Origin of the sequence: Streptomyces sp. NPDC002888, from assembly GCF_042888465.1 — a bacterium.
Classification (GTDB): Bacteria; Actinomycetota; Actinomycetes; order Streptomycetales; family Streptomycetaceae; genus Streptomyces.
Map to the genome: position 1 here is coordinate 290,234 of NZ_JBIAPU010000002.1, position 21,350 is coordinate 311,583.

At 70.6% G+C, this 21,350-nt stretch carries 19 protein-coding genes; 10 read left to right on the plus strand and 9 right to left on the minus strand.

The window, feature by feature from the left end; genetic code table 11:
- Positions 1-15: 15 nt before the first annotated feature.
- The 5 genes from ACFYWX_RS04305 to ACFYWX_RS04325 all read right to left on the minus strand — a co-directional run bounded on the left by ACFYWX_RS04305 (position 16) and on the right by ACFYWX_RS04325 (position 6,264).
- Positions 16-624 carry a hypothetical protein gene (locus tag ACFYWX_RS04305; RefSeq protein WP_389422418.1) on the minus strand — a complete coding sequence of 203 codons (609 nt, stop codon included), beginning with the start codon at positions 622-624 and terminating at the stop codon, positions 16-18.
- A 35-nt stretch (positions 625-659) separates the two neighbouring features.
- Positions 660-3,656 carry an ATP-binding protein gene (locus ACFYWX_RS04310; RefSeq protein WP_389422419.1) on the minus strand — a complete coding sequence of 999 codons (2,997 nt, stop codon included), beginning with the start codon at positions 3,654-3,656 and terminating at the stop codon, positions 660-662.
- A 41-nt stretch (positions 3,657-3,697) separates the two neighbouring features.
- Positions 3,698-4,180, minus strand: a complete 483-nt coding sequence (locus ACFYWX_RS04315; protein ID WP_389422420.1) for a hypothetical protein — start codon at positions 4,178-4,180, stop codon at positions 3,698-3,700.
- Between the two features lie 51 nt (positions 4,181-4,231).
- Entirely contained in the window at positions 4,232-4,489 is a 258-nt protein-coding gene (locus tag ACFYWX_RS04320) for a hypothetical protein (protein WP_389422421.1), read from the minus strand.
- Positions 4,490-4,560: 71 nt separating this feature from the next.
- Positions 4,561-6,264, minus strand: a complete 1,704-nt coding sequence (locus tag ACFYWX_RS04325; RefSeq protein ID WP_389422422.1) for a conjugal transfer protein — start codon at positions 6,262-6,264, stop codon at positions 4,561-4,563.
- Positions 6,265-6,576: 312 nt separating this feature from the next.
- On the opposite strand from ACFYWX_RS04325, the gene ACFYWX_RS04330 reads away from it, so the two are divergent.
- The 6 genes from ACFYWX_RS04330 to ACFYWX_RS04355 all read left to right on the plus strand — a co-directional run bounded on the left by ACFYWX_RS04330 (position 6,577) and on the right by ACFYWX_RS04355 (position 13,039).
- The gene (locus ACFYWX_RS04330) at positions 6,577-7,074 is read left to right on the plus strand and encodes a hypothetical protein (RefSeq protein WP_389422423.1); all 498 of its coding nucleotides are present in this window, start codon (positions 6,577-6,579) and stop codon (positions 7,072-7,074) included.
- A gap of 135 nt (positions 7,075-7,209) precedes the next feature.
- Complete coding sequence (locus ACFYWX_RS04335; RefSeq protein WP_389422424.1) at positions 7,210-7,572, plus strand: DUF4913 domain-containing protein; 363 nt, start codon at positions 7,210-7,212, stop codon at positions 7,570-7,572.
- Positions 7,573-7,646: 74 nt separating this feature from the next.
- Positions 7,647-8,324 carry a hypothetical protein gene (locus ACFYWX_RS04340; protein WP_389422425.1) on the plus strand — a complete coding sequence of 226 codons (678 nt, stop codon included), beginning with the start codon at positions 7,647-7,649 and terminating at the stop codon, positions 8,322-8,324.
- 180 nt (positions 8,325-8,504) lie between these two features.
- Positions 8,505-9,173: a hypothetical protein gene (locus ACFYWX_RS04345; protein ID WP_389422426.1), complete on the plus strand. Its 669-nt coding sequence runs from the start codon at positions 8,505-8,507 to the stop codon at positions 9,171-9,173.
- A gap of 7 nt (positions 9,174-9,180) precedes the next feature.
- A complete protein-coding gene (locus tag ACFYWX_RS04350) occupies positions 9,181-11,280 on the plus strand; it encodes a peptidoglycan DD-metalloendopeptidase family protein (RefSeq protein ID WP_389422427.1) in 2,100 nt (699 codons plus the stop codon).
- A 28-nt stretch (positions 11,281-11,308) separates the two neighbouring features.
- Positions 11,309-13,039 (plus strand): type IV secretory system conjugative DNA transfer family protein, encoded by a 1,731-nt coding sequence (locus ACFYWX_RS04355; RefSeq protein WP_389422428.1) that lies wholly within the window; start codon positions 11,309-11,311, stop codon positions 13,037-13,039.
- Positions 13,040-13,111: 72 nt separating this feature from the next.
- Here ACFYWX_RS04355 and ACFYWX_RS04360 read toward each other — a convergent pair whose 3' ends face one another.
- Positions 13,112-15,139 carry a PA14 domain-containing protein gene (locus ACFYWX_RS04360; protein WP_389422429.1) on the minus strand — a complete coding sequence of 676 codons (2,028 nt, stop codon included), beginning with the start codon at positions 15,137-15,139 and terminating at the stop codon, positions 13,112-13,114.
- 248 nt (positions 15,140-15,387) lie between these two features.
- Here ACFYWX_RS04360 and ACFYWX_RS04365 point away from each other — a divergent pair, with 248 nt between their 5' ends.
- Together ACFYWX_RS04365 and ACFYWX_RS04370 are read left to right on the plus strand one after the other, a co-directional pair.
- Positions 15,388-16,491, plus strand: coding sequence for a sugar ABC transporter substrate-binding protein (locus ACFYWX_RS04365; RefSeq protein ID WP_389422430.1), 1,104 nt, complete (start codon positions 15,388-15,390; stop codon positions 16,489-16,491).
- A 515-nt stretch (positions 16,492-17,006) separates the two neighbouring features.
- A complete protein-coding gene (locus ACFYWX_RS04370) occupies positions 17,007-18,044 on the plus strand; it encodes a LuxR C-terminal-related transcriptional regulator (protein WP_389422431.1) in 1,038 nt (345 codons plus the stop codon).
- 39 nt (positions 18,045-18,083) lie between these two features.
- Here the strand turns inward: ACFYWX_RS04370 and ACFYWX_RS04375 are convergent, their stop codons facing one another.
- Together ACFYWX_RS04375 and ACFYWX_RS04380 are read right to left on the minus strand one after the other, a co-directional pair.
- Positions 18,084-19,067 (minus strand): LuxR C-terminal-related transcriptional regulator, encoded by a 984-nt coding sequence (locus ACFYWX_RS04375; protein WP_389422643.1) that lies wholly within the window; start codon positions 19,065-19,067, stop codon positions 18,084-18,086.
- A 64-nt stretch (positions 19,068-19,131) separates the two neighbouring features.
- Positions 19,132-20,076 carry a helix-turn-helix transcriptional regulator gene (locus tag ACFYWX_RS04380; RefSeq protein WP_389422644.1) on the minus strand — a complete coding sequence of 315 codons (945 nt, stop codon included), beginning with the start codon at positions 20,074-20,076 and terminating at the stop codon, positions 19,132-19,134.
- A gap of 193 nt (positions 20,077-20,269) precedes the next feature.
- On the opposite strand from ACFYWX_RS04380, the gene ACFYWX_RS04385 reads away from it, so the two are divergent.
- Together ACFYWX_RS04385 and ACFYWX_RS04390 are read left to right on the plus strand one after the other, a co-directional pair.
- Positions 20,270-20,458 carry a hypothetical protein gene (locus tag ACFYWX_RS04385; RefSeq protein WP_389422432.1) on the plus strand — a complete coding sequence of 63 codons (189 nt, stop codon included), beginning with the start codon at positions 20,270-20,272 and terminating at the stop codon, positions 20,456-20,458.
- Positions 20,455-20,793 carry a hypothetical protein gene (locus tag ACFYWX_RS04390; protein ID WP_389422433.1) on the plus strand — a complete coding sequence of 113 codons (339 nt, stop codon included), beginning with the start codon at positions 20,455-20,457 and terminating at the stop codon, positions 20,791-20,793. The genes ACFYWX_RS04385 and ACFYWX_RS04390 overlap by 4 nt, the downstream gene beginning before the upstream one ends.
- 143 nt (positions 20,794-20,936) lie before the next feature.
- Here ACFYWX_RS04390 and ACFYWX_RS04395 read toward each other — a convergent pair whose 3' ends face one another.
- The gene (locus ACFYWX_RS04395) at positions 20,937-21,350 is read right to left on the minus strand and encodes a pyridoxamine 5'-phosphate oxidase family protein (RefSeq protein WP_389422434.1); all 414 of its coding nucleotides are present in this window, start codon (positions 21,348-21,350) and stop codon (positions 20,937-20,939) included.

The window sequence follows — 21,350 nt, forward strand, 5'->3', positions numbered from 1 at the left end:
TAATCCTTCGGGAGATCAGCTGGGGAAGTAGTCGCTCAGCACACAGCCGTCCACGAGCGCCGGCTCCTTCGTGTATCCGCTCGGGGCCGAGAAGTCCGGATCGCAGGTCAGGAACCTCAGATCGGACTTGGCAAGCTCCTGAACCGCCTGGTCACCGACCGGTATGACGGCGAAGTCCTGGCCGACCGCGACTTCGGTGCCGTCCTTCTTGACGGCGGTCTGGAACTTCTTCATGTCCGGGGCGGTGAGCAGGGTGATGGGGTGACCCGACGTGTCCGTGCAGACGGCGCGTTCCTTGATGCCCCAGGCCGGGTCCGCGGCCTCTTCCACGCCCCAGGAGTCGTTGCTGCCCTCGTGGTTGGAGTCGTACCGGTCACCCGTCTCCAGGTCCAGGCAGGACGTGTACTTGTTGAGGTAGTACGCGATCGAGGCCATGTCCGCTGCCTGGGGCAGCTCGGACTCGGTGTCGTCGGACTCGGTGTCGTCGGACCGGCTGCTCGCGCCGGCCGTGCTCGCGCCGGTGCCGGCGCCGTCCTTGCCCTTGTCGTCATCACTCCCGCAGGCCGCCACCGACGTCGACATGACGAGGAGGGCGCAGGTGGCGAGTGCTCGCTTGAATCGCATGGTGTCCTTGCCTTGCTGAACGGTTTCCGGTGGGGTCATGCGGCGGCCGTCGCCGGTGCCGCCGTGCGGGCCGGGTCCTCTTCCGCCTCCTGGAGGAAGGTCCAGTCCCACACGCTGACCGGCGGGTTGATGCCCTGGCGGGCCGGGCGGGTGGTGCCGTTGGTGTCGGTGGCGGCGAGGATCTCCTGGAAGACGAGGTCGACGGCGACCGTGCCTACGCGCTTGTCGGCGTCGCGCTGGAGGCAGACACCGGTGCGCAGTTCCTGGAGGGCGGCGATGACCTTCGGGTCGTTCTCGGGGCGGCCCAGCAACGGCGCTACCAGGGACGCCTCCTGTGCGGACTTCTGCTTGAAGGCGAAGACCGTGTGGATCTGGTTGGCGCCACCGCTGCGGGCCTCGGAGTCCTCGATCTGGACCAGGTCGATGGCCTGCTGGGTGATCAGCACGGTGACGGCCAGGTAGGAGCGGCCCTGCTTCAGGGCGCGGCGCATCAGGTCGCGGCCGGACTCGGTCGCGGTGACCACGTACGCCTCGTCGACGAACAGCGCCTTCGGGCGCAGGCCGACCTCGCCCGTCACCGGGTTCTTCTCGTAGCCGACGTCGAGCATCTGGCTGCCCAGCTCCACGACCGCCATCAGGGCCGTCGCCGCCAGGCGTTCCGCCGGGTTCCAGTTGCGCGGGTCGGAGGCCGCGGGGGACTGGAAACCGCGCAGGGTGATGACCGTACGGCGCTTGCGCATGCTGGACAGCGGCTGCGGGTGCTCCGCGAAGGAGAGGCGGGCGTAGGGGAGCGTGCGCAGCTCCGTGAGGAGCATCTGGGCGAGCTTGAGGTCCTTCTGCGCCTCCCGGTCGCCGGACGCGACCGCGTGGTCGTACGCAGCCACGACCTCGTCGACCACCTGCCACAACGTGGGGCGGGGGACGGCCAGTTCGGCGTCGCGGGCGGTGTGGCCCTGCTCGACGGCCTGGCGGATCGCGGAGTTGTAGCGGCCGATGACCGTGGCCATCGCCTCGATGACGGGGAGGCGTACGCGCTGGTAGTCCTCGTCGCCGAGGAAGCCGCGCAGCATCGATTCCGCCAACAGCCGTCCGGCCGGGACGTCCCTCGCGATCACCCACGGGTCCAGGACGCCCGCCTGGCCCTTGAGGAGGTCGACGACCTCCGTCTCCGCCCAGAACTCCGGGTTCACCGGCTGGAAGTGGCTGGCCGGGGTGCCCAGGACGCCCGACTCCGCGTCGGCCGCGAACGCCGGGTCGTTCACCTGGGAGCCGAAGGCCAGGTAGTAGCACAACTGGGCGAAGTCGGTCTTGGGGTCGATGACCAGGCAGCGCACGCCCGACTCCGACTCCTCGTAGAACTTCTGCAGGGCGAGGGAGGACTTGCCACCACCCGAAGCGCCGACGATCGCCAGGCCACCGCCGTCGTTGCGGGCGGGGCCGACGTGCAGCGAGTAGTGGACCGGCATCTTGCCCGCCCAGCCCACCAGGTTGCCGACCCAGCCCAGGCGCTTGCCGGAACGCTGCTCGGGGTTGTCGCCCAACTCCGTGCCCGCGGTGGGCAGACCGGCGCCGAGCTGCTCGACCTCCTGCAGGCGCAGGTAGGGAGCGATGGGCAGCTTCGGGGCGTCGCCCGGGAGCTGGGACTGGAGCAGACGCCACTGCTGACGGGTCGGGCGCAGCAACGTGACCTTCAGGTCCTGCTTGAACTGCATCTCCAGGATGCGGCGGCGGCGCTCCAGCTCCTTCACGTCCGGCGCCGAGATCGTGAAGCGGATCTGCGCCTCCATGCCCGGCATCTTGTGCTCCTCGATGTCGTCGACGAGCTCCTGGGCACGGGTGACCTGGCTGCCCAGCTTGGTGTCGGGGGTGCGGCCCGAGTTGGCCATGTCGTTCATCTCGTCGACGAGGTTGCCGCGGATCTTGTCGGCGCGGTCCTTGAACCTCAGGTACGGGATGAGCGTGAACCGCATGTCGATCTCGACGGGGAAGTCCACGTGCTGGGCGGCATAGCGGGCCCAGGCGGTCGACTGGCGGAAGCGGGTCTCGGCGGGCCAGTTCGCGGCGACCAGGGTGGTCGTGTAGCTGGTCTGCTGCTCGCCCGTCACCTCGTCGTACTGGTGCAGCACGATGTGTGTCTTGCGGTTCTCGCCGGAGAAGTCGACGACCAGGTCGAACTGGTTGGGGCCCCAGGCGCGCGAGCCGAGCACCGGCTCCGGCGGGACCGGGAGGTCCCCGTGGAGCGGCTTGCGGATCAGCCAGACCAGCTCCTCGCGGGTGAGCGGGCTGCCCTTGAGGCCCTCCAGGCTCTCGTGGACCTCGCCGGCGACCTGCGCCCACTCCGCGATGACGTACGGGGAGAGGTGCTCGTCCGCGACGCCGGTCGCGGTGGCGGCGGCCTGGTCGGCGGTGCCGCGCACGCCCTGGAGCAGCCCGGGCTCGTCGAACGGCTCGTCGTCCTGGGAGACGACACCGCTGCCGCCCCCGCTGGTCCGCTTCAGCGAACCCAGCTTCACCAGCAGGATGTTGCGCTCCCGCTTGGCGCCGATGCGCTCCTGGTACTCCGCCTTGCGCAGGTTGTACGCCTTGTAGTTCTCGGTCGGCTCCCAGGCGACCGCGTTCAGCTCCTCCGCCCAGGTCAGGGCGGTGATCGGCTGGTAGACCTTGCGGTAGTGGCACTCGACGTTGCGGTCACCGCGCGCGAGGTTGAGCAGACCGCGGGCCGGGCCCTCGGCCATCGCCTGCAGCTCGCCGGCGTTCAGGTACTCGTCGATGGCGTTGGGCAGCACGATGCCCGTCCACACCGAGTCGCCGTGCACGAAGATCATGTCGTCGGCGTAGCGGTAGGGGAGGCGGAGGTCCTCGCGGCGGGACGCGGACGACGAGCCGGACGACGACGAGCCGGACGGCTTGGAGCGGGACGCGGACGAGCTCTTGCCGCCGCCCTGGCCCTGCTTCTTGCTCGACGAGGCGGCCATGATCATGGCGACCACGAAGAAGGCGGCCGCCCCGCCCAGAAGGATCAGCATGAACATGGAGGAGTCACCCTGAGGTAATCGAGATCGGTGTGCGGGGGTCAGCGGGAGGCGGAGAAGGCGCTGCCGCGCTCGGCGGCCGCCCGGCGCGCGGCCTCGTAACGCGCCTGCCAGCGCGGGGAACCGGGCGTGAAGAGGATGACCTGCCAGTGCAGTTCCTCCGGCTCCTGGTCGGCGGCGAGGCCCTGCAGCCGCTTGGGCTGGAACCACCAGTCGGCCCACACCACCAGCTGCTGGCTCAGCGTGAGCGCGGAGGGCAGCGGCCGGCCCCAGACGAAGTAGACGGCGAACGGCGGCCCGAAGTAGAGGACCGACGTCCACATCGACATGCCGAGGAAGGGGAGGAACGCCGACAGCGTGAACAGCGCGATCAGCCAGAGCAGTCCGAATCCGAAGGCCGCTCCCAGCGCGGGCAGCAGCAGACCCGGCAGCGGGATGTTGCCCCAGTTCCAGATCCGCTTCGGCCGGTTGACCAGGTCGGTGTGGTCGTACGCGACCAGCGGCTCCGGAGCGTCAGAACTCATGTCCGCGAACTCCCCTCGATCTCCTCGTCGTTACGGTCGGCCGGGCGGGCGTCAGCCGTTGCCGCCGCCGATCTGGCCGCCGAGGTCGATGAGCACACCGGCGAGGCCGGTGGCGCCGCCGATGATCAGGGCGGCGAGCGCGATCATGCCGAAGCCCTGGAAGGCCTCGCGCATGCCGTCGCCGCGCTTCATCGACAGCAGCATGCGGATGCCGAGGATGAGGAGGGCGATGACGGCGACCATCGTGCCGGCGTTGCGGAGGATCGTCTCGATCTCTCCGAACATGTCCTCCATGGTGGTGGCTGCCACGTACACGGTGATTCCTCTCGGGTGGTGAGTAAGAAGGGGTGAGGGGGCGCCCGGGGCGGGCGCCGGCCCGGTCAGGACCTGCCGGGCTTCTGGCCCTTGGACGACTGGGTCGTGGTGGAGGCGGAAGCGGAAGCGGAGGGGGAGGGGGAGGCGGGTGCCGAGGCGTTCGGGGCGGCCGGGTCCGTCGGGTCCGTCGACGGTGCGCCGGTGCCCGTGCCGGGCGCGGTGTCGCTGTCGGCGTCGCTGTCGGCCCGGCCGCCCTGCGAGTCGAGCACACCGCCCCGGATGTCCTTGATGAACCAGCCCTGGGCCGTGTTCACCACCGTCATCCGGTACGAGCGGCGCATGGTCTCGCCCTTCGGGTCACCCCAGTCCACGATCACGCGCACCTGGACGGACTGCTCCGCCTTGTAGGCGTACGGGTCGGTGTCCTGAAGGCTCTCCGGGACCAGCGCGACCACGTCGTTGATGGCCGGGTTCCGCAGCCGGCCCGCCAGGCCCGACGTGGCCGCCTGCGACGCGTCGGGCGTGGTGAAGCGGGACATGGCGGTCGCGTCGGAGGCACCCCACGCGGCGAAGTAGCCGGGCAGCACCTTCTCCTGCAACTGCTGCGACAGCGCCTCGTCCACGACCTCGTCGTCCTGGTCGGTCTCCGGCGCGTCCGCGCGGGCCGGCATGGGCATCTGCCCGACGTCACCGGCGACGCGCATGCCCTCGCCGGTCTTGAGGTCCTTCACGTACACGGGGACGGTGAGCGTGGTGAGCGCGCCGTCGGTCGTACGGACCTGCACACCGATGTAACGGCCGTTGGCGCCGTACTCGGGAAGCTGCTCGGCCGTGCCGTCCCAGGAGGCGGAGATGGCGGTGCTCTTGCCCTCGCCGCTCCAGCCGCACTCCGGGTCGACACCGGAGGAGGCGTACCGGGCGAGGTTCTCGCGGCGCGCGGAGGCCTTCTCGGGGGAGTACGTCATGCACAGCAGCGCGTACTGCTCCGCGAACGACGCCGCCTGCTGCGTCGGGAACTCGGTGAGCCGGTACTTGGCCGCGTCGGCCGAGTCGAGGCCGGCGGTGGAGGGGCCGGACGACTTGCCGACCATCAGCCCCATCACACCGCACGAGCCCAGCGCGAAGACGCAGGTGGTGACGAGGAGGGTGGCGCGCAGGGCGACGTGTGTCCGGCGGCCGCCGGTGGCGATGCGGCCACCGGGCTTGGGGACGTCGAAGTCGCGGGAGGGGCGGGCGGTCGGGGTGGCCGTGGTGGCCTTGGGGGCGGAGGCGGGGGAGGTTGCCGCGTGGGCGGCGGGGGAAGGCGCGGCGTGGGCGGTGGGTGCCGTGCTCGCGTGGGCGGCGGGAGTGGCATGCGTCGGGACGGGGGCCGTCGCCGTGCCGCCCTTCTTGCGCTGCGCCTTCGCCGCCATCTTCTGCTCGTACGCGGCCTTGCGGGCCGCCCGCTCCCGCTCGCGCTTCTCCTTCTTCGACTCGCCCTGCGGACGCGTCTCGCGCGGCGGCAGCGTCGGTACGGCGGCCTGCCCGGGCGCGTTGCGCACCCAGGCGGCGGCGACCTGCGCGCGGGCCGCGTCGGAGGGGAGCTGCTGGGGCTGGGGGTAGGACGGCTGCGGGGCGGTGGGCTGCTGCTGCCCCTGGGCCTGCTGTCCCCCCTGCCCCGGTGCCTGCCACGCCTGTTGCTGCGGCTGCTGCGGCTGCTGCGGCTGCTGCGGCTGCTGCGGCTGCTGGGGAGGACCGAAGGACCCGGGCTGCCCGTTGTGGTCTGTCATCGAGTCGGTTACTCCAGCGAGTCGGTTCCCCGTCCGCCTGGGCGGGTCACGGTCCGCACCGCACGACGGGCCCTGGCTCGGCCAGGTGCGCTGGCAGTGTGACAAAGACCCGTCACGGCACCGGTGTCGCTTTTCCCGGCGGGAGTCGGGAATTCCCGGCGGGGCCGTCCAGGGGAAAGCGTCCGGGAAAGTGTCGGGGACATGACGGGAGAGGTGCTCGGTGCGGGGGACTTCCCTCGGCCCACAATGCGCGGGGCACGTCTGCCCGACGTACCCGTACTTGGACCCGACGGACCCTGCGAAGGACGAGAGTTGAGCGACGAGAACGGGCACCCGCAGCAGCCCGACCCGCGCACCTGGGGCGTGCCCCAGCAGGCGCCGCCGGCGGTCCAGCAGGTGCCGCAGGCCCCCCAGGTCTTCCAGGCCGAGCACGCCTGGGTCGACGGGTACGAGCCCGGCAACCCCTGGCAGTCCCGGCTGTGCGTGCAGACGCCGTACGGGACGTACGCCTATCCCCTCACGCCGAACACCATTCCCGAACTCCTCGAGCAGATGGTGCTGGTGGCGCAGGAGCAGCAGGGGCTGCCGGTCGGCCTCGACGCCGAACCCGAGCAGGCCGGGCCCGCCGAGGACGCGCAGGACGAGGACGAGCAGGGACACCTGGCCAACCGCCTCCAGGGCGGTCGCGCGGCCCGGATGACCGGCTGGGCCGTCGTCCACGACCTGTGGGAACGCGAGGATCCGACGGCGCGGATCGTGATGGGCGCGGTGGTGGTCGGGCTGCTGCTGCTCGGTATCTTCCTGACCTGACGGCTCGAACGACCGGCCGATGGCCCGGCCCGCCGCCCCGCGCGGCCCGGCCGGCGGGCACGGTGTCCCCTCAACCCGGCCACGGCCCTCACCCTGCCGCCCCGGCCCCCAGCAGCAGCCCGCAGGAGTGGAGCGATGACCGGTACCGATGCCGCCCCCGAGGAGCCGGAGTTCTACTTCGCCGACGTGTACGTCTTCGTCTCCGACTACCTCGCCCAGATGATCCGCCGCCGCATCAACGGCACGTCGGCCACCTGGTGCCCCAAGTGGTGGGAGCACCCCGAGGCCGGCGCCCGCCTCTCCGCGCTCTGGCTGGCCTGGGAGCACCTGCGGCACGACCCGGCGCTCGGCATGTCGACGTGGTGGCTGCACCACGCCGACCCGCACCTGCGGGTCCTGATGGACGCGGACACGGGCCCGTTCGCGGCCTGCTCCCCGCGCGACGGGCACACGGCGTATCCGTTCGACCCGCTGCCGGTGGACGCCCGGCCCGAGTGAGACACCGCCCCACCACCACAGCGGTCATCGACGCCCGCGACGTCCCTCCACCCGAAGAAAGTCAGAGCACTCACATGCGTGTCAGCAAGCAGCTCAGCACCGCCATGCTTCTCCTCGCCCTCTCCGCGACAGCCGTCTCCTGCGACGACGGCGACGGCGGTGGAACGGAGCAGGGCGGCAGTGCCACGGCGGGCAGCGGCGCGGCCTCGGGGGCCGTCCCGGACGCCGGAGCGGACGGGGACGGAAGGAGCGGCACCGTCTCGGGGCTGGGGAAGGCCTCCGACATGGACGGGCTGGTGCAGCTCGTGAACTCGGCGACGCTCTGCGAGGGTGTCAGCCAGAAGACGGAGGACGTCCTCTTCTATTTCGACGAGGACGACAAGGACGACGAGGGCCGCGACCGGGCCGCGCTGATCGCCGCGAGCAACGAGAAGTTCTCCCTCAAGGCCCGCGCGATCTGCCGCGGCGAGAGCTGGGCCGACAACGTGCACGAGCTGATGCTGATCGACGACATGGCCAAGTTCCAGGCCGCCTACAAGGATTACCAGCGGGCGGACGGCGAAACGGACACGGAGTACTACGTCGGCCAGGACTTCGCGGTGATGCTGAACGCGCGCGACAGCCAGAAGGTGGCACTGGTCCGGGCCGGCACGCTCGGACTCAACTGCTCGCCGAACTTCGTCCCCCCGGCCGGCTACCGCAACGAGCCCGCCCAGGTCGACGGCTGCCTCCTCACCGACTACGTCGACTGAGCCACCGGCCTGGCCGCGCATCCGTCCGCGACTCCCTCCTTCTCCCGCACTTTCCGCTCGCCTTTCCCGGCTCGTTCCCGGCCGGGAAAGCGGCGGCCTCCCCCGGCCCGCCTCCACCTACCGTGTCCCGGTCACCCGTCGACCGCCGTACCGGCTCAGCACAAAGGGAGGCGCGGGAAGGTGGAGTTGCCTGCGGAGAACAAGCGCACGGGACTGCTGGCCCTGGCAGTGCTCGGCGTTCTCCTGGCCGCCGTACTCACCGTGTTCACCGTCTTCGACGGTGACGACGGCAGCGGCGACGGAGGGGAGTCGGCACCCGCCGCCACGGCCGGCGGGCAGAACGGCGCGGGCGCGGACTCCGGGTCGGACACCGACGAGCCGTCCGGCGGCGCCGCGACACCCATCGTCGCGCTCTCCGAAGTGGCCGACGCTCATTCGGTCATGACGAAGTACATGGCCGGCCTCAGCACCTACGACCACACCAGCAGGGCGTCGGCCTGGGGCGCACCGCTGCTCCTGCTCACCACCGAAGACACACAGATGAAGCAGGTGACCGCGCTGCCCAGCGGCAAGGAGTGGGCGACCTGCCGGGCCGGGCAGTGCTCGTCGAAGGCCACGGCCGTGGTCGAGCGTGACGCGGTGATCTCCGACGACCTGGTGCGCGGCAGCGGGCGGACGATCTCGAGCCTGGTGAAGGTGACGGTCACCCGCAGCGTCGGCGGCGAGGAGTCCACCGAGTCGAACCAGTGGCTGGTGACCGCCAAGGACGAAGGCGGCCAGTGGCTCGTCTCCGGGTTCGACGTCTTCGGCCTGGGTGACGTGGGCGCCTCCGACGAGTCGGGGGAGTGAGCGGGGCATGGTCGCACCCGCCGTACTGGCGGCAGCGCAGAAGGCCGCGAAGGTGGCGAAGGCCGCCAAAGCTGCAAAGCAGGCCCGTCAGGCCGGGTCCGGGTCGGGCGGCCAGGGCGGCGGCAACGGCAAGGACAAGGGCAACCTCAAGCTGTGGCTCATCATCGGCGGCAGCGGCGGAGTCCTGACCTTCGGCAGCGTCGCCCTGGTGACCGTCATGCTCATGGGCCTGATCGGCGGCAGCGGCAACGGTGCTGTGGCCGCGGGCTGCGGCGACTACGCCGACAACGCCGACGCCGGCAACACCGGTGACGCCGCGGCGACCAACCCGGTCATGCCGGCCGGCAAGATGTACATGCCGAGCGAGACGGCCCGCAACGAGATACCGCCGAAGATGATCCTCGCGGCGATGCGCGCCGCCGCCCGCTACGACGGCCTCGACTGGACGCTCATCGCCGGGCAGATGTACCAGGAGACCAAGTACGGCCAGGACAAGTCGGCCGCGCCCGGCGGCAAGAACTCCCTCGGCTACATGGGCATCCTGCAGTTCGGCCCCCCGGCCTGGACGGACTACGGCGCCGACGGCAACGACGACGGCAAGAAGGACCTGTACAACATCGACGACGCCGCCTGGGCGGCCGCGAACTTCCTGCACGCCAAGAAGGCCGAGACCAACGCCTGGAAGGCGCTGCTGACCTACTCCGGCTCCAACGCGTCCAACACGATCTACCCGCGTGTCGTCCTCACCCAGGCGGCCCGCTACCGGGGTGTGCTGACGGGGGACCAGGACCTCATCAAGCGGTGGTACGCGCATCTGAAGGAAACCATCGAGAAGAACCCCGGCTTCCCCACCCTCGGGCAGCGCTCGGACATTCCCGAACCGGTCGGCAACAACGCCCAGCCCGGCACGGCGCTCAGCATCGCCGCGACCTCGCCCCGCTCCTGGTCGACCCCGCCGCTGGCCGACGGCGGCGCGTCCAGCACCACCGCCATGGCCCCGGCCGCGTACACCACCACGAACAGCGCGACTCCTGTGTCCTTCCCCCTCGCGCCCAAGGAGCCCGCCACCGGCAAGAACTGGCAGTGGCCCATGAAGGACGGGACCTACACGAAGGGCACCCGCTACCACGAGTCCGGCAACATGTGGAGCCTCGGCTACCACACCGGCCTCGACCTGGTGGCGGCCAGTGGCACCCCGATCTACGCCCCCGCCGACGGCAAGATCGTCCACGCGGGCCCGGGCGGCTCGTACGGCAACATGACCCAGATCCAGCACGCGGACGGCGTCATCACGCTCTACGCCCACCAGACCTCGATCAAGGTGTCCCTCGGCCAGCAGGTCAAGCGCGGTGACCAGATCGGCACGGTCGGCGCGACCGGCAACGTCACCGGCCCGCACCTGCACTGGGAGGTCCGCGTCCCGGGCGTCGACAACCCGTTCGTCGGCGGCCAGGACCAGGGCCCGGGCATGGTCGACCCCGACGACTGGATGAAGGGCCGGATCACCGCCAACCCCGACTACGGCTCGGTTCCGGGCTCGGACGAGCCGGGCAAGGACGCCCAGTACGCCGACTGCGCCGAGGAGAACGGCAGCTCGGCGGTGCCTCCGGACGGCGCCGGCGCCTCCGGCGTGATGCCCGACGCCGACGACCCGGTGATCCGGGCGGTGCTGGGCTGGGCCCAGCGCGGCATCGGCGTCCCGTACGTGTTCGGCGCGCCGCGTCTGCAGGGTGAGAACCCGACCAGCTTCGACTGCTCCAGCTTCACGCAGTGGGCGTACTACATGGCCAGCGGCGGGAAGATCAACATCGGCTCGACGACGTACGCGCAGGAGCCGTACCTCAAGGCGCACGAGGTTCCGTTGTCCCAGGCCCAGCCCGGAGACGTGATCTTCTTCCGGCCGGAGGGCAGCGGCAGGTCCGGGCACGTGGGCCTGGTCTGGGACCCCAAGGGCAAGAAGATCATCCATGCCCCGCGCCCCGGCAGGACGGTCTCCTTCAGCACCTGGGACGTCCAGGACGAGATCACCGGTGTCTACCGCGTCCCGATCCCGCAGGGCACCAACGCCGTCGAGGGCGACGGCACGGGCAAGGCCAAGGGCGCCTGACAGCCATTCCAGAAAGGACGGACCGCGGGTGACCGCAGAACAGAAGAAGAAACCCCGCGCCGAGGACGACTGGACCTTCGAGATCGTCATCGCCGTCGCGGTCGTGCTCCTGGTCGGCGCCGGCGCCTGGTCGGCGGCGAAGATCGGAGCCGGGTACGCCGACGCGCCCGCCCCGCCCTCCAACCCGCTGTCGTTCCTCGTGGCCGTGGTCAAGGGCGACTACAGCTGGCCGGGTTCGGCGGCCAGTGCCGTCGCCGCCGGGGAGGCGGTCGTGCTCGGCGTCCTCGGGCTGGCCGTGTACCGGGTGCGTGAGCGGATCCGGAACAAGCCCAAAGTGGACGGGGCGGCGCAGCACCTCGCGAAGGGCGAGGAGCTCGGCAAGCTCACCATGAAGGGCGCGGCGGCCACCGCCGAGCGGCTCGGGGTGCAGGCGAGCACGCCCGGCGTGTTCATCGGACGGTCCGTCAAGGGCAGGCAGCCGCTGTACGGCTCGTACGAGGACATGCACGTCGACATCTGGGGGCCGCGGACCGGTAAGACCACCCGGCGGGCGATACCGGCGATCCTCGACGGGCCCGGGGCCGTCCTCGTCACCTCCAACAAGCGGGACATCGTCGACGGCACGCGCGGGCCGCGGTCCGCCCGCGGTCCCGTGTGGGTCTTCGACCCGCAGCAGGTCGCCGCCGAGGCGCCCACCTGGTGGTGGAACCCGCTGTCGTACGTCACCGACGTGGCCAAGGCCCGCAAGATGGCCGACCACTTCGCCTCGGGCTCGCGGGACGCGGGCGCCTCCACCGACGCCTTCTTCGACCCGGCCGGACAGGACCTCCTGGCCAACCTGCTGCTCGCCGCGGCCTGCGGGAAGGCGCCGATCACGCAGATCTACACCTGGCTGTCCAACCCCAAGGACGACACCCCGGAGCGGATCCTGCGCGGCGCCGGGCACACCATGGCCGCCGACGGCCTCGCCGGTGTCATCAACGCGCCCGAGAAGCAGCGCAGCGGCATCTACGGCGTGGCCCAGCAGATGGCGTCCTGCCTGATCAACCCGGAGGTCAACCGCTGGGTGACCCCGCCCGCCGACCCGCACGCCCCCGAGTTCGACCCGCACGCCTTCGTCCGCACCGGCGGCACCCTGTACTCCCTGTCGAGAGAGGGACGGGACAGCGCGGGCCCGCTGGTCACCGCCCTTACGGTCGCGGTCGTCGAAGCGGCGGAGGAGTACGCCACCACCCAGCGCGGCGGACGGCTCCCGCTGCCCCTCGTCGGCGTTCTCGACGAGGCCGCCAACGTGTGCCGCTGGCGCTCCCTGCCCGACCTGTACTCCCACTACGGCTCGCGCGGCATCATCCTGATGACGATCCTCCAGTCCTGGGCGCAGGGCATCGAGGTCTGGGGCGAGCGCGGCATGGAGAAGCTGTGGTCGGCCGCGAACGTCCGCGTCTACGGCGGTGGCGTCTCCGACACCCGCTTCCTGGGCGATCTGAGCGAGCTGGCGGGCGAGTTCGAACTGCGCGAGTACCAGACGAGCCGCGAGTCCGAGTTCGGCGGCTGGTCCGGCAACCGCACGGTCAGCGAGTCCACGCGCCGCGAGCGGGTCCTCCAGGTCTCCGACCTCGGCGCGATGCCCCAGGGCCGCGCCCTGGTCCTCGCCTCCGGCACCAAGCCGGTGCTGGTCGAGACGGTCCCCTGGTGGGAGGGGCCGTACGCCGGTGAGGTGCAGGCGTCGCTGAAGAAGTACGACCCCGGGGCGCGCTGAGCGACACCCACGGGACGCGGGCGGGGCCGGGGATCACCCCGGCCCCGCCCGCGTTCACGCCTCGATTGCCTTTCAGGCCGTCAGACCCGAGGCCCGCAGCACGTGGTCGCCGGCCGGCTCCGACTCCGTGCCGTCCGCGTACGCGGTGGTGACCTTGTAGAAGACGGTGGTGTCGGTGGGGGCGGTGAGGTCCGTGTACGAGTCGTCGGTCGGGACCGGAGCGTCCGTGAGCCGTACGTAGGCGCCGGTCGCCCGGTCCCAGCGGTAGACGTGGTAGCCCGTGGCCGTGCCGTGGGGGTCGCGGTAGTCGGAGTAGATGACACGGACCATCGGGCCCTGCGCCGCGTCGTCGGTCTCCACCGACAGGTTGGCCGTGTCGTCCGGGTACGTCTCCGGCGGCACCAGGTCGAGCTCCGCCACCTCGACGGACGTGGAGGTCGCGGGGTCGAGGGCGTTGCCGTCCTTGTCGACGGCGACGACCACGTACCGCAGGCGCTCGCCGTCGGGCAGGTTCGCGTCCCGGTTCTCGGACCACACCGTGCCGTACGGCATGTCGGCGGTGATGTTCGTGTACGTCCAGGCACCGTCGGCGAACACGCCCCGGTGGATCTCGTAGTGGTGGACGTCGTCGGCCGTGCTGTCGTCCCAGTCGAGCCGGACGCCGTTCTCCTGCGCTGTCGCGGTCAGGCCGTTCACCGCGCCGGGGGCCGTGTAGTCACCGACGTGGTGGACGGTGACCGGGGCGGAGGCGGGGCCGAAGTTGCGGTCGTCGTCGATGGCCCGGACGTAGTACGTGTGGTCCGTGGAGCGTTCGAGCTCGCCGTCGAAGAAGTAGCCGGTGGCCAGGTCGACGGGGGCGCCGTCCCGGTACACCTGGAAGGTGGCGAGGTCGGGGTCGGTGTCCCGGTTCCAGGACCAGGTGACGGTGACCCCGCGCTCCCCGTCGACCGCCTTCAGGTCCTGGGCGACGAAGGTGGGCGCCGTGTGATCGGGGGTCGAGCCGTCGACGACGCGGGAGGCCGCCGACTCGTTGCCGTGGGTGTCCACGGCCGTGACGACGTAGTAGAAGTAGTCGCCGGTCGGCGCGAGGGTCTCGGACCAGTCGCGGACCAGCGCACTGCCGCTCACCCGGTTCGCGGCGGTGAGCGCCACGGGATAGGTCGCCGACCGGTAGACCCGGTAGCCGGCCACGTCGGGCTCGGGGTTGTCGTTCCACCACAGGCGCACCTCGGTGACGTCACCGGTCCGCCAGTTGCCCGCGACGCCGGTCGGCGCGGACGGCGCCGTCGTGTCGACGGTGGTGACGGCCTGGTCGGCGGTGCCTGACGACTCGTTGCCCGCCTTGTCGTAGGCGCGGACCTCGTAGTAGTACGTCGCGCCCGTCTTGGGGAGGGTGGTGTCGGTGTACGAGGTGGAGGTGGTCGTCGTGAGCGGCCTGGCCGGGTACGCGGCGCCCTTGAGGCGCCGGTACACGCGGTAGCCCGCGAGGTCCATCTCCTTGTTCTTCGCCCAGGTGACCTTGGCCCGGTTCGTCGCCTTGTCGTGGGTGACCGTCACGCCCGTCGGGGTCAGCGGGCGCACCTTGTCGACGGTGGCGGACGTGCGGGGGGCGTAGGAGAACTTGACGTTCGCGACGCCTGTCCAGTTCACGAAGTCCACGCGCAGGGTGTGCTTTCCGGCGGGGACGGTCAGGTTGACGGTCTTGGAGACGGTCGTCGAGACGTTCTTCCACAGGTCGACCTTGCGGGTCCCGTCCACGTAGACCCGGATGCCGTCGCGGGAGGAGGCGGCGAAGGAGAAGGGGCCGCCGGAGCCGAAGTCCCGCGTCACGGTCCAGCGGACGCCGAAGTTGTTGGCAGGCAGGCCCGAAGCGGGGGCGCCGCTGCCCCAGTTCTCGTCGACGGCGCTGTCGCAGTCCGTCTTCTTCGGGGTGCCCGTGAAGCTGGTGTTCGCGTAGAACTGCCGCTTGTAGACCGGCGAGGTGCAGGTGGGCGCGGCGGAGGCGGGCGCGGCGGCCACGGCGGTGAGCAGGCCGCCGGTCGCGGCGAGTACGACGGCGGTGGCGGCCGCGGGCGTCGCCCGTCGTCTGGCTGGATGCATTCGGTCCTCTGGTCGGGATCAGGACGGGTGTGAAGCCCGTCGTGATCCCGACTCACGAGAATGACGCTTGGTTGTACTGCTTCTCCCCGATGTCTCCTCGACCCTTTCACGCCACAAGCGGAGGGTGATGTTGCCATCTCGTTAAGTGGGACAGCTTGACTCCGACGGTCACCGCCGCGTTGTCTTTCCAGACACTGGGTCACCATGCCGTACCCATGTTTCCGAACGCACCTGAAGTGAGCCCCCGCATGCGTCGTATCGCCATATCCGTGGCAGCGTCCACATTGACCCTCTCGCTGGCCGGCTGCAGCATGCTGAGCGCCACAGAGGACGGTGCGGACGCCAGCCCGACCAAGGGCAACGACATCACGGTGGGCGTGCTGATGCCGGAGGAGACGAACACGCGGTACGAGCAGTTCGACTACCCGATCATCAAGAAGAAGGTCGCCGCCCTCACCGGCAACCAGGGCAAGACGGTCTACGCGAACGCCGCCGCCAAGGCGAAGACGCAGGAGACCCAGATGCAGAAGATGATCGACGACAAGGTCGACGTCATCCTGCTCGACGCCGTCGACGCGCACTCCATCGCGGACATGGTCAAGACGGCCAAGGACGCGGGCATCCCGGTCATCGCCTACGACCGGCTGGCCGAGGGCCCGATCGACGGGTACGTCTCCTTCGACAACGAGCTCGTCGGCGAGGTGCAGGGCCGCTCCCTGATCGAGGCGCTGGGCACCGCCGACACCTCCGACAAGGTCGTCATGGTGAACGGCTCGCCCACCGACCCGAACGCGGGCCAGTTCAAGCAGGGCTCGCTCTCCGAGCTCAACGGCAAGGTGACCATCGCCGAGTCGTTCGACACCACGGACTGGAGCCCGAAGATCGCCGAGTCCAACATGACCAAGGCGATCAACAAGATCGGCAAGGGCAACATCGCCGCCGTCCTTTCCGCCAACGACGCCATGGCCGGCGGCGTCATCAAGGCCTTCGAGGCCGCGGGCGTGAACGAGCTGCCCCCGATCACCGGGCAGGACGCGGAGCTGTCGGCCGTGCAGCGGATCGTCAGCGGCGAGCAGTACATGAGCGTCTACAAGTCCTACCCCCGCGAGGCCGAGGCCGCCGCGGAGATGGCCGTCGCCAAGATCCAGGGCAAGGCCATCCAGTTCGACGCCCTCACCCGCAAGAAGGTCGACAGTCCCACCGACAAGGACGTCCCGGCGCAGCTGGTCCCCGTGGTCGCCCTGACGAAGAGCAACATCAACGCGACGGTGATCGCGGACGGCATCTACAAGGTGTCCGACATCTGCACCTCGAAGTACAAGACGGCCTGCGCGTCGATCGGTCTGAAGTAGGAAAAACCCGAAGCGGGCAAACCTGAAGCAGGGAAAGAGGGGTTCGCCCCCGTCTCACGTGGGACCGGGGCGAACCGTTCCTGTGGACTGAGCAGGAGTGAGTCCGCTCAGCCGCACGCCCCGAACGGTCTTGAACGTACTGGTCCCCGGCATACTCGACCCCGGGGCGGCGACACGCATCCTGCGCGTGGTCCGGTCCCAGGAGGCCAGTTCCCTGCGCGACCTGGCCAGATGGGTACGGCCAGTGGCGACGGGGAGGCCCCGAACCATCACTCCGGTGGAGCGGGGGCCCCGCACGCCGACGCCATACCCGGCGTCCCAGATCAAACGATCACCGTAGCCCGAACGGCCCACAACAGCGCAAGCTCGGAAGTCGACCATCACACGATCGAGTTAAACCGCCCTCGCGCACGCCCCCGGCGAGCAGTCGGCAACCCCTCGCCGTGTTGCGGAGCAGGTCCGGGCCGCGCATAGTTGCGCTGCGGAAGAGGCGGAAACCGGGGGTGGGACGGTCGATGGCCGGGCACGGGACGGAAGGGCACCCCCACGGTGCTGACCGACTGTGCGAGGCCGGGGAGCGCGTGTACTCCCGGGCGGTACGGCGGGGCAGGGTGCCGCGGCACGAGGCCGACGCGGTGCCGTGCCTGCTGGAACTCGCGATGCTCCACCCGGACCCCGACGACATGGACCGGCTGGTGCCGACCTCCCCGCAGGAGGTCATGACGCGGCTGCTGCGCGCGGTCCACGACGAGGTCAGCGCCAGCCAGCGGCGGGTGGGGTCGGCCGTGGAGGCCGTGGAGCGGTATGCCGGTCTGGGCGTCCACCCACCGGCGGCCGGTGCCTGGGAGGGCACGGCGATCCGGGTCCTGGACGGGCTGACCCGTATTCAGGCCGCGATGGACGAGGCGACCCAGGCGTGCACCACGGAGGTGCTGACGGTGCAGCCGGGTGGGATCCGCCGCGAGCACGAGCTCTCCGAGGGGCTGCACCGGGCGCTGGCGCTGCGCGGCCGGGGCGTGCGCATGCGGGACCTGTACAACCACGTGGCGCGGCACGGCCAGGGCCTGCTCAACTACCTGGAGCTGATGGGTGACGCGGTCGAGGCCCGCACCCTCGACGAGGTCATAGACCGGCTCATCCTCTTCGACCGCACGGTCGCCTTCATCCCCGCCAACGCCGAGCACACCCTGGCCCTGGAGCTGCGCCACCCGGCCCTGATCACCTACCTGGTGACGGTCTTCGAACGTCTCTGGCGCCTGGCAGTCCCCCTGACGGCACCCATCCCCTCCCCGGGCATCGAGGGCATCTCCCACCGCGAACACTCCATCGCCGCCCTCCTCGCCGAGGGCCACCAGGACGCCGTCATCGCCGAACGCCTCGGCATCAGCGTCCGCACCTGCCGCGCCCACATCGCCCGCCTCTCCGAAACCCTCGGCGCCGCCAGCCGCACCCAACTGGGCGTCCGCATAGCCCAGGCCGGCCTCGACGGCCCCCCACGGGTGGGAGACACGGTGCGGCTCACGATTCCGGGCGGGGGAACGCCGAGCGGCTGACGGGGCGGCCGGGTCGGGCGAGGGCCGCGACCACACCGCTCACCCCTCCCGCTCCAGAATCCCCGAGCGCCCGATCAGGTACCCGAGTTGCGCCCGGCTCTCGCTGCCCAGCGTCGCCGCCAGTTTGGCGATGTGGACGCGAGCCGTACGCACGTTCATGCCCAGCCGCTCGGCGATGACGGTGTCGGTGTGGCCCTCGACGAGGAGTGCGGCGATGGCCCGCTGACGGGGCGTGACGCCGTTCAGGGTGGGCTGCCGGACGGCCTCGGGGTACATGGGCGTGGCCAGCCGCCACAGCCGCTCGAAGGTGGTGACGAAGTAGTCGACGAGGGCCGGGTGACGGACCTCCAGGGCGAGGGTGCGGTCCTTGTTCGCCGGGATGAACGCCACGGTCCGGTCGATGACCAGCAGCCGCTCGGTCACCTCGTCGAGGCTGCGTGCCTCCACGTCGCCCCGCAGCCACTCGTACCGCGCCAGCACGGTGGGCGCGTACCGCATCGTGTGCTGGTAGAGCGAGCGGATACGGCCGCCGCGGTCGAGCAGGTCCTGGTCGCGGGCCATCGCGTCGGTGAGGATCGCCGCGGGCTTGCCGACGTAGCTGATGTGGGGCTGGATGGCGAGGAGTTCCCGGGAGGCGTCCGCCATCGCCTGGGTGATGGCCAGGTTGATCGGGTCCCGGCCGCTGAGCAGGCTGATCGCGGGCGTGCTCCCGGCCGGGGTACGGCCGCCGCCGAGCCGCAGCAGCGGTTCGAACACGTCGACGAGCTGCGCCTCGCGCCGCCGTTCCCGCGCGATCCGGTCCTCCGAGGTCCGCAGATGGCGGTGGAGGGCGACGGCGGGCGCCAGCGGCTCCAGTCGGCCCGGGGCGTCGACGGCCGGGTGCAGCAGGCCGAACGCGACCAGACAGGGCGCCTCCTGGACGTCCGCGGAGGGGACCCGGCCCTCGCGCAGGGCCCGTTCGTACAAACGGCTCCCTGCGGCGCACAGCTCCTCCACGCCGTGCTCCGGGTGCGGCGCGCCCACCGGCCGGTCCACCGGCCCGCCCTCGCCCGCGCCGGTTTCCCCGTTCCCGTGATCGGCGCTCACCTCAGTGGTCCCGGTCCAGCATCCCCGACTGCGCGATGAGGAAGCCCAGTTGGGCCCGGCTGCCGCTGCCCAGGGCCGACGCCAGCTTCGCTATGTGGGCGCGGCAGGTGCGCACGTTCATGCCGAGCCGCCGCGCGATGGCCTCGTCGACATGGCCCTCGATGAGCAGCTTCGCTATGGACCGCTGCACCCCGGTGATGCCCTCGGGCGTGGACTCGTAGGTGACTTCCTCCAGGAGCGGGGTGGCCCGCTGCCAGAGTTGCTCGAAGACCTTGATGAGGTACTGGACGAGCCCGGGATGACGCAGCTCCAGCGCCACCTGCCGGTCGTCCTGGGCGGGGATGAAGGCGACCGTCGTGTCACAGATGATGAGCCGCTCGATCAGCTCCTCCAGCGTCCGTATCTCGACCTTGGCGCCCGCCATGCCGTCCATGTAGGCGAAGGTGCTCTGGCTGTGCCGGACGGTGTGCTGGTAGAGGGTGCGCACGGAGATGCCGCGCTCGATGAGGGGTTTGCTGCGCGTCAGGGCCTGGCTGAGGATGTGCTCCGGGCGGCTGCCGCCGGGCTGCACGGTCAGGACCTCGCTGCGCGCCTCGGCGATGGCCCCGTCCAGCGCGGCGTGGATACGGTCGATACCCTCCAACACGGTGATCGCGTGCGTGGTGGCCGGTTTCTGGGCACTGATGGCCAGGAAGGGCTCGAACGTGTCCGTGAGATCCACGCTGAGCCGGCGGCGGTCCTGGATCTCCCGTTCCAGGGGCTGCAACTGCTGGGCGAGTGCGACGGACGGCGGAACCGGGCGCAGCCAGTTCGCGTCGTCCGGGTCCGGGTGGAGCAGTGCGAACTCGAGCAGACAGGGAGCGGGTTCGACCTCGTCGCGGGAGATGCGTCCGGAGCCGAGCGCACTGGCGTACAGACGCGTTCCCTCGGCACACAACGCGGTGATGCCATGAGGATGTGTCGTCTTTGTACTCTTTGATGGCAAATCTCCACCCCCCAGGGTCCTGAACGTGCAGGAACATGATGCATCCCTTGTGTGGCATTGACGTGCCTGAATGAGCCATCGTCTTGTTTCGCGGGGGAGAGGAAGCCATCAAGTGAGGACGAAGCCGACCATGAATAAGAGAATGCTTCGCTCGGTGCTTGCCACTGCCGTCGTTGCTCTGGCGCTGGCCTTCGGTGGGGCCGGTTCTCTCGACGTCGGCTGGCTGACCCCTTCCGACGCGGCGAGCACGTCGGCACACACCAACGGCACGCAGGACGACGTCGGCTGGGTGATCAGGGCCCAGGACGTCGGCTGGGTGGCGCCGGCGGGCAAGAGCGCATGACCACCCCACCCGACGACCGCTCGTTCCGTCGCGAGATGGCGACCGCCTATCGCTCCGGCTGGCACTTCATCGACCTGGTCACCGCCATCCCCCACAGCGGTGACTCGTTGATGGTGACGGTGTTCGGAGAACCGGTCGTCGTCACCCGTGACGAGGACGGTGACCTTCGGGCGTACCGCTGCCTGCGACGGCCTCGGGGGGCGCCGCAGCCCGTACGGTGCGCCATCCGGTACGGAATGATCTTCGTGAACCTCGACCAGCGCGACCACCAGCTCGCGGAGTCGGCCCCGCAGGCCGTCCCCCGCACCATCTCAGCCACCCCCCGCAGTGCCTGACGCGATTCCCCCGTCGTAACAGATCGCTCAGGTACTTCCCCCCGCAGCGGCGTCACCGTGACCTGAACACGGTGACGCCGCTGCAGTTTTCGGGACTTTTCAGGCCGCACCGACTGGCCGGAAACCGCCTTGGCCGGAGGGGGTCAGCCTCGCCCCATCGCGCGCGTCAGCTCGATCTCGATCACCACTCGGGACGGGTTCGGCGCGGGCGTGCGCCCGTAGCGCTCCTCGTAGCGACGCTCCGCCTCCCTCACCCGCTCCGGCTCGGTGCGGACGAAGGCCCGGCCCTCCAGCGTGGCCCAGCGGGCCCCGTCCACCTGGCACACGGCGACCCTGGCTCCCTCGGTGCCCGCCGCCCGCACGAATCCCGCCTTCGTGCTCGCCTTGTTCGTGATCACCCGGGCCAGCCGGGCCTCGGGCTCGTAGGTCACCCCCACCGGGACGACGTGCGGACTGCCGTCCGGACGCGGGGTCGTCAGCGTGCAGAGGTGACGTTCGCGCCAGAACGCGAGATACGGCGCGTCGGGTGCGCCGGGATCCTGGGGGTATGCGGCCAT